This window comes from Hoyosella rhizosphaerae (assembly GCF_014643175.1).
GTDB classification, from domain to species: domain Bacteria; phylum Actinomycetota; class Actinomycetes; order Mycobacteriales; family Mycobacteriaceae; genus Lolliginicoccus; species Lolliginicoccus rhizosphaerae.
This window is the reverse complement of record NZ_BMJH01000001.1, coordinates 907105-919862: the sequence shown is the minus strand read 5'-3', so window position 1 is coordinate 919862 and position 12758 is coordinate 907105. Positions and strand designations below refer to the sequence as shown.

General features: G+C 57.9%; 13 protein-coding genes and 1 tRNA gene. 6 read left to right on the top strand and 8 right to left on the bottom strand.

Going from position 1 to position 12758, the window contains the following annotated elements; all coding sequences use genetic code 11:
• The 3 genes from IEW73_RS04290 to IEW73_RS04280 all read right to left on the bottom strand — a co-directional run bounded on the left by IEW73_RS04290 (position 1) and on the right by IEW73_RS04280 (position 2675).
• The gene (locus tag IEW73_RS04290) at positions 1-765 is read right to left on the bottom strand and encodes an energy-coupling factor transporter transmembrane component T family protein (RefSeq protein ID WP_188670997.1); all 765 of its coding nucleotides are present in this window, start codon (positions 763-765) and stop codon (positions 1-3) included.
• On the bottom strand, positions 743-1558 hold the full coding sequence (locus tag IEW73_RS04285) for a histidine kinase (RefSeq protein ID WP_188670995.1): 816 nt from the start codon (positions 1556-1558) through the stop codon (positions 743-745). The genes IEW73_RS04290 and IEW73_RS04285 overlap by 23 nt, the downstream gene beginning before the upstream one ends.
• An 88-nt stretch (positions 1559-1646) precedes the next feature.
• Complete coding sequence (locus IEW73_RS04280; RefSeq protein WP_188670993.1) at positions 1647-2675, bottom strand: nucleoside hydrolase; 1029 nt, start codon at positions 2673-2675, stop codon at positions 1647-1649.
• A gap of 166 nt (positions 2676-2841) precedes the next feature.
• Here IEW73_RS04280 and IEW73_RS04275 point away from each other — a divergent pair, with 166 nt between their 5' ends.
• From IEW73_RS04275 to IEW73_RS04265, 3 genes are all read left to right on the top strand, one after another.
• The gene (locus IEW73_RS04275; protein ID WP_229675738.1) at positions 2842-3525 is read left to right on the top strand and encodes a TetR/AcrR family transcriptional regulator; all 684 of its coding nucleotides are present in this window, start codon (positions 2842-2844) and stop codon (positions 3523-3525) included.
• A gap of 138 nt (positions 3526-3663) precedes the next feature.
• Positions 3664-4491 carry a nitroreductase family protein gene (locus IEW73_RS04270; protein WP_188670991.1) on the top strand — a complete coding sequence of 276 codons (828 nt, stop codon included), beginning with the start codon at positions 3664-3666 and terminating at the stop codon, positions 4489-4491.
• A 29-nt stretch (positions 4492-4520) separates the two neighbouring features.
• A complete protein-coding gene (locus IEW73_RS04265) occupies positions 4521-5501 on the top strand; it encodes an Acg family FMN-binding oxidoreductase (protein ID WP_188670989.1) in 981 nt (326 codons plus the stop codon).
• On the opposite strand, the gene IEW73_RS04260 is transcribed toward IEW73_RS04265, so the two are convergent.
• Positions 5498-5887, bottom strand: coding sequence for a DUF2784 domain-containing protein (locus IEW73_RS04260; protein ID WP_188670987.1), 390 nt, complete (start codon positions 5885-5887; stop codon positions 5498-5500). The genes IEW73_RS04265 and IEW73_RS04260 overlap by 4 nt on opposite strands.
• A gap of 65 nt (positions 5888-5952) precedes the next feature.
• Positions 5953-7386: an SDR family NAD(P)-dependent oxidoreductase gene (locus IEW73_RS04255; protein WP_188670985.1), complete on the bottom strand. Its 1434-nt coding sequence runs from the start codon at positions 7384-7386 to the stop codon at positions 5953-5955.
• A gap of 192 nt (positions 7387-7578) precedes the next feature.
• On the opposite strand from IEW73_RS04255, the gene IEW73_RS04250 reads away from it, so the two are divergent.
• Positions 7579-7902: an HPF/RaiA family ribosome-associated protein gene (locus tag IEW73_RS04250; protein ID WP_188670983.1), complete on the top strand. Its 324-nt coding sequence runs from the start codon at positions 7579-7581 to the stop codon at positions 7900-7902.
• A gap of 156 nt (positions 7903-8058) precedes the next feature.
• Here the strand turns inward: IEW73_RS04250 and IEW73_RS04245 are convergent.
• Positions 8059-8146, bottom strand: a tRNA-Leu gene (locus IEW73_RS04245).
• A 165-nt stretch (positions 8147-8311) separates the two neighbouring features.
• Between IEW73_RS04245 and IEW73_RS04240 the strand changes: the two genes are divergently transcribed.
• Both IEW73_RS04240 and IEW73_RS04235 read left to right on the top strand, forming a co-directional pair.
• Positions 8312-9706: a M20/M25/M40 family metallo-hydrolase gene (locus IEW73_RS04240; RefSeq protein WP_188670981.1), complete on the top strand. Its 1395-nt coding sequence runs from the start codon at positions 8312-8314 to the stop codon at positions 9704-9706.
• 32 nt (positions 9707-9738) lie between these two features.
• Complete coding sequence (locus IEW73_RS04235; RefSeq protein WP_188670979.1) at positions 9739-10269, top strand: YbhB/YbcL family Raf kinase inhibitor-like protein; 531 nt, start codon at positions 9739-9741, stop codon at positions 10267-10269.
• Between the two features lie 83 nt (positions 10270-10352).
• Here IEW73_RS04235 and IEW73_RS04230 read toward each other — a convergent pair whose 3' ends face one another.
• Positions 10353-11429, bottom strand: a complete 1077-nt coding sequence (locus IEW73_RS04230; protein WP_188672865.1) for a quinone-dependent dihydroorotate dehydrogenase — start codon at positions 11427-11429, stop codon at positions 10353-10355.
• 40 nt (positions 11430-11469) lie between these two features.
• Positions 11470-12510, bottom strand: coding sequence for an NHL repeat-containing protein (locus tag IEW73_RS04225; protein WP_188670977.1), 1041 nt, complete (start codon positions 12508-12510; stop codon positions 11470-11472).
• Positions 12511-12758: the final 248 nt, after the last annotated feature.

Below are 12758 nucleotides of genomic sequence, written 5' to 3'. Positions count from 1 at the left end.
TTATTGCACCGCCACAAGTAGTAACGCGGTCGAAACAGTGATCACTATAAGTGCCACACACGCCGCCTTCTCTGTTCGGGGGAAATTCACCGGGCGATATATCGTCGGTCGGACCGTGGACCCGAATCCTCGTTGCTCCAGCGCAAACGCACGGTCACCGACCTGCGATAACACAGTCAGAGTTACGGGTTTGACGACGGTGATCAGGACTTTCATGCGGTACAGCCACGATCCTTGTGTGGCTACGCCTCGTGCCTGTTGGGCCAGCAAAACCATGTTGGCTTTACTGTGAAAAGTGGGTATTAGGGTGACGCCGGACATCACTATGAAGCTTATCTTTGGGTGCACACCGACGTGCGTGAGTGAATTCATGAGGGTCGGCGGAAATGTTGCGGCCAAAAATATGAGGAAACCAGCAATTGCCGACCCCACCCGCAACGTGATTAATGCGGCGAGCTGCAATCCGTCGGAAGTAACGCGGGCAGGGCCGAATTCCCACATGCTCGTCAGCGCTTCAGGAAAGAAAAGTCCTTGGAGAAGAAACGACAACGCTGCGAACGGAAGCATCATGACCAGCCACACGGAAAAAATGGTGCGCCGGTTGTTGAGGGTCGCCATGAGCAGGAGCAATCCCAGGAGGACGGGACACAGCCACCACCACACCGGAACCGTGAACACTAGGATTGCGAGGCATACCGCGACCGTCAGCAGCGTCAGGGGGTTCCGGCGGTGGAGCCACGAGTCACTCGGGTCGTACAGGCGCACGTAATGGTCCTGCCGGGGTTTGCTTTGAAGTCGTGAGGTGAGCGGCAGCGAACGGGAACTGATGGAGGAGTCGGCGCGGGATCGACATCACGACAAGTGCTGCGACAGTGAACATGATTGCTTTGTCCAGCGGATCAAACAGCAGCCCCTGCAGGGTTGTTGCTTGCAGCAGTCCTGTTCCCATGGCGCGGAATGCGGCAACCACTGCAGTTGCACCACCTCCAGTGACTCCGCCGAACGCGAAGGCCGCGATGGGTGCGGCGACCAGCGCGGTAAGGATGCCCGTGACGGCACCGCCGAGCGGTACGAGCCACAACTTCTTGAAGAGTCCAGCCCGAACCATATAACCAGCTAGGGCGCCTGTTAGCGCGGCTACTGCAGCGAATGCCACTGCGACGGGGGCGATTGTCATCCCCCATACGACGTTCGCGAGCACACCGGCTGCGACGCCTGCCGCGGGTCCCGCCAACGCGGCGACGAGAACGGTGCCGAGCGAATCAAGGTACAGCGGAATCCCGAGCCATGAGGTGATGTGCCCGATGACAATGTTCAGCGCAATAGCACTGGGGATGAGAACCACGGTGGTCATCGGAAGGCGGTGGATAACACCAGCAAGAAGCAGTATCGCGCCGAGCGTATTGCCAACGAGTGATACGACACTGGCTATGCCGCTACCTTCAGGCAGGCCTTCGGGCCGCAAGAAAACTAGGTAGACGTATGTGCCGATGATGAGCAGCGTCCCGGCGGTCAGAAAAATCCGGTGCCGAAGTAGGGTTGCGTCGGGGGCGGTCATGTGTCACTCCTGCTATCACGAACGTCACCACGATTGGGTGGTAATGGTCTACTGAGCCGACGCTGCCCCGACGGCGACGATTAGAATATCAGCTTTGCGGCGCGAGGTTCCGCGCGAATTCGCCAACGCGGGTGATCAAGTGATCCATAAAAGCGTCTGGATCTGTGTCGACGGCAATGTTGACGTTAGGTTCGCGACCCCACATTCCCATCCAATCGGCGACGGTGGTGCCTCGTGTGAGAGTGCCGACGAGTTCGACATCTAAGGTGGCCAGACGAGTCTTTGCCCATTGCGGATTGAGTGCGACGGCGGCGGCAAAAGGATCATGCATGTGTGCAAGGAATCCTTGGTCGTAGGCGCGGTGGAACTCCATATAGAAGCGGATGGCGTTAAGCAGGTGACGAATCACTAGGTTTGATGCGAGGGAGCGTTCACCGAGTGGGTCGTCCGCGCAAATGCGTTCGCCCGCAACGCCAGCGGCTTCGGCGAGACGAGTGGCATGTTCAGGGCGCATGATGATGCGCTCGGTGAGGTCCAACCCGCACACGATAGGAAGATTGTCAGCATTGCCGAAGGCGTCGAAAACGCGCTTGGCGGCTTCAGGATCCACGGCCACATTCCACTCGGTGGTGGGCGTCGTGTTGCCGGGGTGATTGAATGCGCCGCCCATTATGACTAGCTGCTTCAACATGCGCGGCAGGTTAGGTTCAATCTCGAGGGCTAGCGCGAGGTTTGTCATGGGGCCAGTAACAAGACCCACCAGGTGGCCGTCATGCTTCCTGGCTAGCTCAACCCATAGAACTGCGGCGCTTACGTCTGATAGCGCGCGGGAAGTCGCAGGTAATTCAGCGTATCCGACTCCGTGCGGACCATGCGTCTCTTCGCTGGTCGCTAGTTCGCCGACGAGTGGGTTCTGTGCACCCATTGCGACCGGGATCTCACCGGCGTGGCAGACGTCGAGCCATGCGAGGGTGTTCGCCGCGACTTGTGCAGTCGACACGTTTCCGCCAGTCGCTGCGATACCTCGAATTGAGGCTTCTGGGCTGGCAAGTAGATAAACCAGTGCTAGCGAGTCGTCGATACCAGTATCAAGATCTAGCATCAAATGCTGACGCATATAGGAAACCTCCTCCCCAGAGGAACCTAGCGGAAAAGCGCGGCGCAAGCATTATCGAGGTCTCTTGTCTGCGTAGCGTGCAAGCATTATTCGGAAACATGTCATATGCTGGGATTAGTAATTTTAGCCTTAATTCCTAGAATGACTTGCCGAAAGAGGAGTGGCTGTGCCAACCCGTCATGCATCTGTATCCGACGATATGCATGAGGCTAACCGCAGGCTGGCCTCAGGTGATGTCGACAACGCGTCCAGCATAACTGCTGAATCGCCAAAGGCCGGGTCAACAAAGCCGACGACGCGGCAGCGGATGATATACAGCGCCATAGCGCTCATGAGTGAACGCGGCTCAGCTGGTGTCACCATCGATTCAATTCTTGCTCACAGCGGTGCACCGCGGGGGTCGGTTTACTACCACTTTCCTGGCGGACGCACGCAAATCATCTCGGAGGCACTCGCTGCCGCAAGTGATGTCATCACAAGCCGAATTCGCGACGCGTCAGCTCAGGGAATCCAACAAGGCCTCAGCGCGATGCGCGAATTCTGGAAGAATCTCATTGTCGGCAGCGACTTTGAGGCTGGATGCCCCATCGTGGCCGTCATAGCAGGCGGTGGCGAAGATGGTGCCCACAATGCTGACCAGGTTGCTAAAGCGTTCGCTGACGTCCAGGAAATTCTTGTAGCTGCGCTCGTCGACGAAGGGTTCCCCCCACATCGGGTTGACCCGCTAGCTCGATTCATCATCGCTGCGTACGAAGGCGCGATCATTCTCTGCCGAGCGCAGCGATCCCTGACTCCACTCGACGAGGTCACAGCAGAACTCGCCCTCCTCATCAGTTCACAAGTGGACTAACAAAAGTCCCTCATATTGAGGAACATTAAGGGCCCCAACGGGGACCTTGGACCGTGCCGATAATTCCCCGATTGCGCGATCGTTGAAGTAGGAGCCAGCACAACGCTAGGCGGCGCATCGCGAATCGGGGAGCCAGCAATGAAAAAAACACCAGACTTCGAGGTTGTTCGAGAAGCGCTCAGCTTGGCGCGACGCGCACCATCGGTGTGGAACCGACAGCCGTGGCAGTGGCGGTTCGACGGAGAAAACCTACACCTGTATTCCGACCGCGAACGGATGTCCGGTGTACGCGACCCTGACGGTCGACTCGCTATGGTCAGCTGTGGAATTGCGCTGCACCATTGCATCGTGGCGTTACGGGGCCTTGGTTGGGCGACAGAAGTCGTGCGGTTCCCCAAACCAGCAGACGAAACATTGCTAGCAACGCTGGTCATCCGCCCATCCTTGGTCACCAGCGCTGTAGATCTCAGCATGTTCTTCGCCCTCGATAAGCGGCGTACCGAGAATCGGCCGCTTGCAGCCCCCGGGGCGGCAGCACAACACCTGCGGCAACTTCCGCATGAAGCCGTGCACAATGGAACGACACTGACGTATCTCGACGACGCGGGTGCCCGGGTGATTGCACCATCGGCACGCCTACCAATTCGTACCGAGCGTCTGAGCCCCTGGGGCTTAGATCCCGATCATTCGGCCGTCGCCGTGATCAGCACTCAGTCCGATACACCAGCGGATCAACTGGCAGCTGGGGAGACCCTGTCAGCTGTGCTTCTACTAGCAACAGCACACGAACTCGCTACATCCCCAGTCGTCGATATCCCAGAACGGGACGTGGTGAGGGACGAAGCGACACGATGCGGCAACCGCGCCCAGTACCCGCAAGCAATTGTGCGAATCGGTCTCCGACGCTTTCCCATTCCTCCTCGTACCCACCGCCGCACCACCCACGACGTCCTGCAGGCCAGGTAGCAACGCTGATAGCTCGGTAAGGAAGCACCATGGACACCCTCAAAGTCCCCGAAATCTCGACCCAGCGAAACGCTGTAGATATGTCGCGAGCTGCCCCGTCTGTGCACAATTCGCAACCGTGGTTGTGGACCACAGACGGTCGTACCCTCACCCTATTGCTCGACCGAAGTCGAACATTGGCAACAGCAGACCCTAACGGCAGACAATCCATCATTAGCTGTGGTGCCATGGTGCATCATGTCCAACTGGCGCTAGAAGCCGAAGGGTGGGACGTCTCCGTCAGTCTTCTACCAGGCGAATCTCGCTACCGCCTTGCAGAACTACATTTTTCACCCGGCAACCCCAACACTGACGCTCGCGCTCTGATGGACGCCATGGCGAATCGGCGGACCGACCGACGCCCTTATCGTTCACTCGGCGCTGACGCCGACGACACTTTTGCTGCTCTGGCTCAGCGTGCAGGGCACTATGGTTGCTCTCTTGTTGTTGTACGCCCCGATTTGATGCCACTCATCGTGGAGGCGTCAAACAGGTCCGCTGCAGCGCACCGCTATGACACGAACTATCACCACGAAATGCATTGGTGGCTGGGTGCTCGCACCCGCAGCGACGGCATTCCTTCGTCCGCACTGTCGGAAAAGTCAGCGAAAGGCGTGGGCGTCGGTCGCGATTTTCACACCGAACGAGGCACGCTATCGTCCGAGACTATCGACGACCATGCGCACGTTCTGGTGATAAGCACCGACGATGATTCAGTTGAATCGTGGTTGCGGGCGGGGCAGGCCTTATCCGCCGTGCTCCTCGAAGCCACAGCCCGAGGCGTTGCTTCGTGCACATTGACGCACATCACCGAAGGTGACGATGTTCGCAGCATGACCCATCGCGCAGCCTCGCAGTCCGGAACCGTTCGGGCAGTTCCCCAGGTTGCCGTGCGGGTGGGGAAGCCAACTGGGCCTCAGCTCGCAGCGACACCGCGGAGGAAACTAGAAGACGTATTTGAGTATTCCTAACCGACTTTGGATAGGTTGGCCCGTCGCCGAAGGTAAACAAACCCAATCCAAGAAATAATCACGCACGCGAGCAGCACCCCGCGGGCCAAGTTCAGATACTCCTGCGGGTAGACCACCCCGGTGAGGTAGTGGTCAATGAACCCTGACTCCGGCAGACCGGCTTCGCCTGCTTGTCGCCGGGCCCAGTCCTCCACATAGGTCAATGGACAGTGCCACCCGACCCCAAAGAGGTTAACCACTGTCAAACCAACAGCCCACGCAACGCAAATCGCATGCACGATCATGGTGCGTGGCCATTTCCAGGCCAAAAAACCACCGAGCATGACATAGGCGATGAAAAGGAAGTGCGTGAGCATGGCGGTTTCACCGATGATTCGGTAGACCATCCTGCATCACCCCTGTGCCCGTTCCACTAGCTCGTACATCCAGGGTAGCGGCGTTGAGCAGATCCTTACCAGGGTGACGGCGCGTAGTCCTTAAGGAAGCAGCCATAAAGGTCCACCCCGTTTTCGCCTTGGACGATCGGGTCATACACCCGCGCCGCCCCATCAACGAGATCGAGCGGTGCGTGGAAGCCTGCCTCAGCAAGCCGCATCTTGGTTGGGTGAGGCCGCTCGTCGGTGATCCACCCCGTATCCACCGCAGTCATCAGAATCCCATCGGCGAACATGTCCTCAGCGCTAGTGCGAGTCAACATGTTCAACGCAGCCTTCGCCATGTTGGTATGCGGGTGACCAGGACCCTTATACCGGCGGGAAAACTGACCCTCCATTGCGGAAACATTCACCACGTATGTCCGTCTAGCTGGTGACGACGCGAGTAGGGGCCGCAGCCGTGAAACGAGTATGAACGGTGCTACCGAATTGCACAGTTGAACCTCAAGCAACTCCAGTGGGTCAACCTCGTGGACCCGCTGGACCCAACTGTTGGACTCAGCGAGATCCGGCAACAGCCCTCCCGCATCAATCGCTGTGCCGTTGGCAATCCGGTCTGGTGTGGCTGAACCAGCAATGAGCGCTAGCGATGTCACACTCGCTGCATTGAGACGGGCAGCATCAAGACTGGTTGTGTCGAGGCTCCCAGTCAGCGCAGCGGGATGCAGTTGACTCGGTTTGCCGAAGCTGATCATCTCAGCCTCGTGGCCGCCCGGAAGTGACTCGGACTCCGCATCGGCAAGCGCGCTGTATGCGCCGGGGGAGCGTCGTACAGTTTGCGCCGCATTATTGATGAGAATATCGAGTCGACCATCGTTGATCATCAGATCAGCGAGGGACATCACCTGTGCGGGGTCGCGCAGGTCGATACCGACAACGCGGAGACGATGCATCCAATCAGCGCTGTCATCCATCGCAGCGAACCGGCGCACAGCATCCCGAGGGAACCTCGTAGTGATGGTGGTGTGGGCACCGTCGCGAAGCAGACGCAGCGCAATGTACATCCCAATTTTGGCGCGACCACCAGTCAGCAGTGCTCTACGCCCAGTGAGATCGGTGCGCGCATCACGCTTCGCATGACTCGAGGTAGAACAAGTGGGGCAGAGCTGATGGTAGAAAGCGTCCACTCGCGTGTACTCAGTTTTGCAGATGTAGCAGCCTTGAGGTTTGAGCAACGTACCCGCAGACGCGCCTTTCACCGACGACGTCAGCTTCAGTCCCTGAGTCTCATCATCAATTCGTTGCGGAGACCCTGTCGCTGTGGATTCAATGATGGCGTTGTCGTGGGACGACTTAGCCGTTCGTGCTTCGACCCTACGTCGGCGCTTCAACGCTTTAAACAAACCACCAACGGCGCGCTGCACCGTCACGGCGTCGGGGTGGTCACTGTCAAGCTCACCGGCTTGCTCCAAAACACGCAAACATGTCGCTAGCTCATCAGGGTCGATCATAGGGTGCGCGTTCCAGCCGTTTCTTGAGTCAATGTTGTTGGCCGTTCAGTGCCACGTTTGCCGCAATCGCAGAATGATCAGCCGAACTGCGACGATAATAACGGTCAACGTACGGGTTGATCCACTCGAACGCCTCCGAGGGTGTGGCAACGTAGCATCAAGGTCACCCGCACACGTCGAAAGGACTACCCAGTGAGCGACTTCAGCGACAGACTACGCATCATCGCCCAATTCAGCCCCGACGAGGCCGACAAGATCAAAGACATCCTCTTCGGTCGGCTCAATTCCAGGCTTGCGCGTTGGTCGCCCGACCAGGTCGAGCTTGAACTGTCTGTGAAAGAACGCGATACCCCATCACAACGCACGATACTCGAGTGCTGGATCGCGAAAATGCCGCGTTTTGTGGCCACCTCGACCGAGCAGGAAATCGACACGGCGCTTGTCGAGGTACGTGACGACCTATGGAACCAAATCAACCGCGAAGTGACAAAAGCTGAGTCCGCACGCAAGCGCTAAGCATGTTAGTCGGTGAATGTTTCGCCGATGAAGCCGACATTTCGACCGTTTATGTGGTGAAATGTCGGCTTCATTGAGCCCCAACTAGCCTGGCCAACCTGTGAACACAAAAAAGCCGAACCCCCACAAGGGGTTCGGCTTTAAACGATCTTCATGTGGTGTCCGAGGGGGGACTTGAACCCCCACGTCCAATATAGGACACTAGCACCTCAAGCTAGCGCGTCTGCCATTCCGCCACTCGGACATGCGCCATTTGTTTTGCGCGTGCCGAGATAGGTTAGCCCATGAATAGGCCGTCCCCAAAATCGCCTGTTCACCCGGTATGTTTCGGCGCTCCCGAATGGGTTAACAACGGTTGCGCCTGGGTTGCTTGCTGACGTAAATCGTCAGACGGTGGTAGGAAAGTGGGGTGACGTCTGACAACTTTCCGCACCGACCGAATCCTGCACCAACCAACTTTGACGGCGAGGAGGGAAAAACGTCTCAGGCTGAGAATGAAGTTGTCGACATTGTGAGCAGACTTATCAGGTTTGACACAAGTAACACGGGTGATCTCGCGACGACTAAGCCGGAGCGTGAATGTGCAGAGTGGGTTGCGGCTCAGTTGGAGGAAGTTGGCTACGAAACCACTTACGTAGAGTCGGGCGCTCCGGGCCGTGGCAATGTTTTTGCGCGTCTGCCGGGAGCGGACCGCAGTCGGGGTGCTCTGATGATCCACGGCCATCTTGACGTTGTTCCTGCTGAGCCAGCGGACTGGAGTGTGCATCCTTTCTCTGGGGCTGTGGAGGATGGCTACATTTGGGGTCGCGGCGCGATTGATATGAAGGACATGGTCGGGATGACCATTGCGTTGGCTCGCGAGTTTAAGCGCGAAGGCATTGTCCCGCCCCGTGACTTGGTTTTCGCGTTTGTGGCAGATGAGGAAGCGGGCGGGAAGTACGGTTCTCATTGGCTCGCTGAGAATCGGCCGGATCTTTTTGAAGGTGTCACTGAGGCAATCGGTGAAGTCGGTGGCTTTTCGTTGACGGTTCCGCGACCAGATGGCACCGAACGGCGCCTATACCTTGTTGAAACTGCCGAAAAAGGCATCGCCTGGATGAAGCTCACCGCGAAGGCTAGAGCGGGGCACGGTTCGTTTCTTCACGACGACAACGCCGTCACGTATCTCGCCGAAGCGGTAGCCCGACTGGGCAGGCACGAATTTCCATTGGTGTTGACCGAGTCCGTTGAACAATTCCTGGGTGCGGTTTCTGAGGAAACAGGGCTGAATTTCGACCCAGCATCTCCAGATCTTGATGGGACGCTGGCGAAACTGGGGAACATCGCCCGAATCATTGGCGCCACATTGCGGGACACGGCGAATCCAACGATGTTGCGGGCTGGGTACAAGGCAAACGTCATCCCTCAAACGGCCGAAGCGGTGGTTGACTGTCGGGTGTTGCCTGGTCGACTTGCCGCGTTTGAGAAGGAAGTGGACGAACTACTTGGTCCACATGTGACACGTGAGTGGGTGACGAAACTTGATACTTACGAAACCACGTTCGACGGCGACCTCGTTGACGCAATGAATGAAGCGTTGCTATCCCAGGACCCGAACGGTCGGACTGTTCCGTACATGTTGTCTGGTGGGACCGATGCGAAGGCCTTCGCGAAATTGGGGATCCGCTGCTTTGGGTTCGCCCCGCTGCAATTACCACCAGATCTTGATTTCACAGCGCTGTTCCATGGCGTGGACGAACGTGTTCCCGTTGACGCGGTCCGCTTTGGTACCCGCGTTCTTGGGCATCTCTTTCGAAACTGCTAGACCACAGATCAATCGACGCGAAAGGACACCACATGGCTCCCAACCCGTACGCATCGCTTCCGATCCTCCCGACATTCACTGTGACTTCGGAGGATGTAACCGATGGCGAGCGTTTGAATACTCCTCAGGTCTCTGGCATTTTCGGTGCCGGGGGACAAGATATTTCACCGCAGCTCAGTTGGTCGGGGTTTCCCGCTGAGACCAAGAGCTTCACTGTGTCCGTATTGGACCCCGATGCGCCGACGGGATCAGGTTTTTGGCATTGGGCGGTCGCGAATATTCCGGCATCGGTGACGGACCTCCCGGCAGGTGCTGGCGGGAGTGAAAGCCCTGGCTTGCCCGACGGTGCTGTTCAATTGACGAATGACGCTGGGTTTCGCGGTTACCTAGGCGCAGCGCCACCAGCTGGGCACGGAACGCACCACTACTACGTCGTCGTCCATGCCGTAGGTGTGGAATCAATTGATCTGCCCGAAACCGCGACACCCGGATTTCTTGGGTTCAATCTGTTTTCTCACGCCATCGCGCGCGCTGTGATTGTGGGTACCTACAGCCAGGAATGACCGAATATTGACGACATTTTGGGGTAGCCACAGTCCGTCACGGCTACCCCAAGTGTGTCATCCCTCAGCTTTCGAGGTTCGTTCTAGGGCAACACTTTGTTTTCGGCTCCCACTGCGTCGGCTAGCGAGGCGTATCCGTGCGTGCGCAGTTTTCGTGCTATTCCTCGATTGATGCGGCGCGGCCAGAGCGGACCGCCGTAGATGTATCCGGTGTACCCCTGGAGGAGGCTCGCTCCGGCAAGGATCCGTTCCCATGCCTGGGCGACAGTTTCTATGCCGCCAGCCGATACGAGTGGAATGGTGCCGTTTGTGCGGCGGTACAGGCGGCGCAACACTTCGAGTGATCGGTCGGCTACGGGGGCGCCCGATAGACCACCGGGTCCCATCGCTTCAACGTCGTGTTGGGGCGTGTTGAGACCGGCGCGGCCGATTGTGGTGTTTGTGGCAACGATGCCGGCGAGGTTGAGTTCAACGGCAAGGTCTGCCACGGCATCTATGTCGTCGTCGGATAGATCTGGCGCAATTTTGACCAGAACCGGCACTGCGACGGACTTGCGAATTGCTGTGAGAAGCGGTCGCAATGATTCCACGGCTTGCAGGTCTCGCAGGCCAGGGGTGTTTGGTGAACTGACGTTGACGACGATGAAGTCTGACAGTGGTCCAAGGAGGCGGGCGCTCGCGAGGTAGTCCTCGATAGCGTCTTCTGTGGGAACTAGCTTTGTTTTGCCAATATTTGCGCCGATAGGGATGGACGTGCGGCGTTTCCGTAGGTTGTTCGCGGCGAACCCAGCGCCGTGGTTGTTGAAACCCATCCGGTTGATGAGCGCATGGTCAGCTGGCAATCGGAACAGTCGGGGAGCCGGGTTGCCGGGTTGGGGGTGCGCTGTCACGGTTCCGATTTCGGCGTAACCGAACCCCAGCGGTTCCCACGAATTTACTGCTGCTGCGTTCTTGTCGAAACCTGCCGCGAGTCCTAAAGGTGCGGGGAACTCGACGCCGAACACGGTGCTGCGAATGGCGGGGTCGTCGGTCGCCAACACTCGGCGGGACAGCCAACTCGATGGTGGGAGGATCCCGACCATCTTCATCACACCAAAAGCGAATCGGTGAATCACCTCCGGTGGCAGGAGGAACATCAGCCTCAGTAGTACTCGGTACACAATCGCTCCCTGATCTTGCATGTATCCCTGATCTAGCTTTCTAACGTGCCGTATCCAGCGGGATGCGCTGCACACCGCCACCAATTGCTGATGATATGTAGGCGTATTTGTTGACTGTATCGATCGTGACAGAGTTGGGTTGCTCAACAGTCGAGTACCGAACTACTTCTTCGGGAATTCCGGTCGCTAACGAGTACGCCGCTACTTCATTGCGTCCGGTTTGTGTTACCCAGGCAAGGTCATTGTGAGCATCGTATGCAATGCCATAGGGCGAATCTGCCACTGGATAGCGTTGACGCAGTATCAGCCGGTCAAGGCTGTAGACGAGGAGTTCTCCGTCGCGAGTGTTGGCGACCAGGATTCGGCCCTGTTCGTCGGCGATCATTGTGCTAGCGCCATTGCCTGCGCGGAGAGAAAAGCCAGTGCTGTTCCGGTCGGGGAACACTTCAACGATCATGGACTGTTGTCGGTCGAGTGCGGCGAGGGCACCGCCTGTCGCCACTAGTACGTCTGTGCCGACAAGTCCTCTAATGTCGGGTTCGTTGATGCTGACGGGTTCTCGCGACGTGGGTAGCGGCGACGAGTAGATGTGCCCGTTCTCGGTGCCGACGATTGCGGTCGAGTCGTCGGTCAAGGCAATGCTCGTCAGGTTGACGTCTGTGTCGGCGCGAAGTGCGGGGGTTGTCTCAGACGTACTGAGGTCGACCTTGATCACTTCGTTTCCTGCGGCGACGTAGGCGTTTCCACGGTTGTCGAGCGCCAAGGAAGCTGGGGCATGGTGGAGAGCAACCCTGTCGAAATTTAGCGCCTCCGTAGGCGATGCTGAGGCAAGATTGCGTCCGATCAGGAGTTCGCTCGTGTCGGTGAGGAGCACCACTGATTCGGTCGTCGCGTCGAAGTGAGTAGCAATGATGTTGTCGTCGAGTGGCACAACAACGCCATCTGGTTGTGTGGAAAGAGCCGGGGATTGTTCGGCAGTTGCTGCTGGAACGGTTTGCACATTTGGTGGGCCGTCGTTCGAGGAACAACCAGTGAGCGCGACGGCGAAACCGAGGGCCAACGCTGGTAGTTTATGCCGCACAAGAACTCTCGCTTTCAATCATATTTCTGTGTGTGCGTCGACGCGCGTGCATCGCGTTTTGATTGCAGAAAGGTATCTGGGACTGCGGAAACAGCGACGACAGAAAGTTGAATACGGTACCGTAAGTTCCGCAGCAGTAACCTTCGCGACAACGGTCGTCGCTCCAGGTTTTCCGCTGCGGACGAACCGAGTTACGGGCGCTAAGCATGGCAAACCGACATGCTGCGTCGATCGAGCAAGGCGCGTCG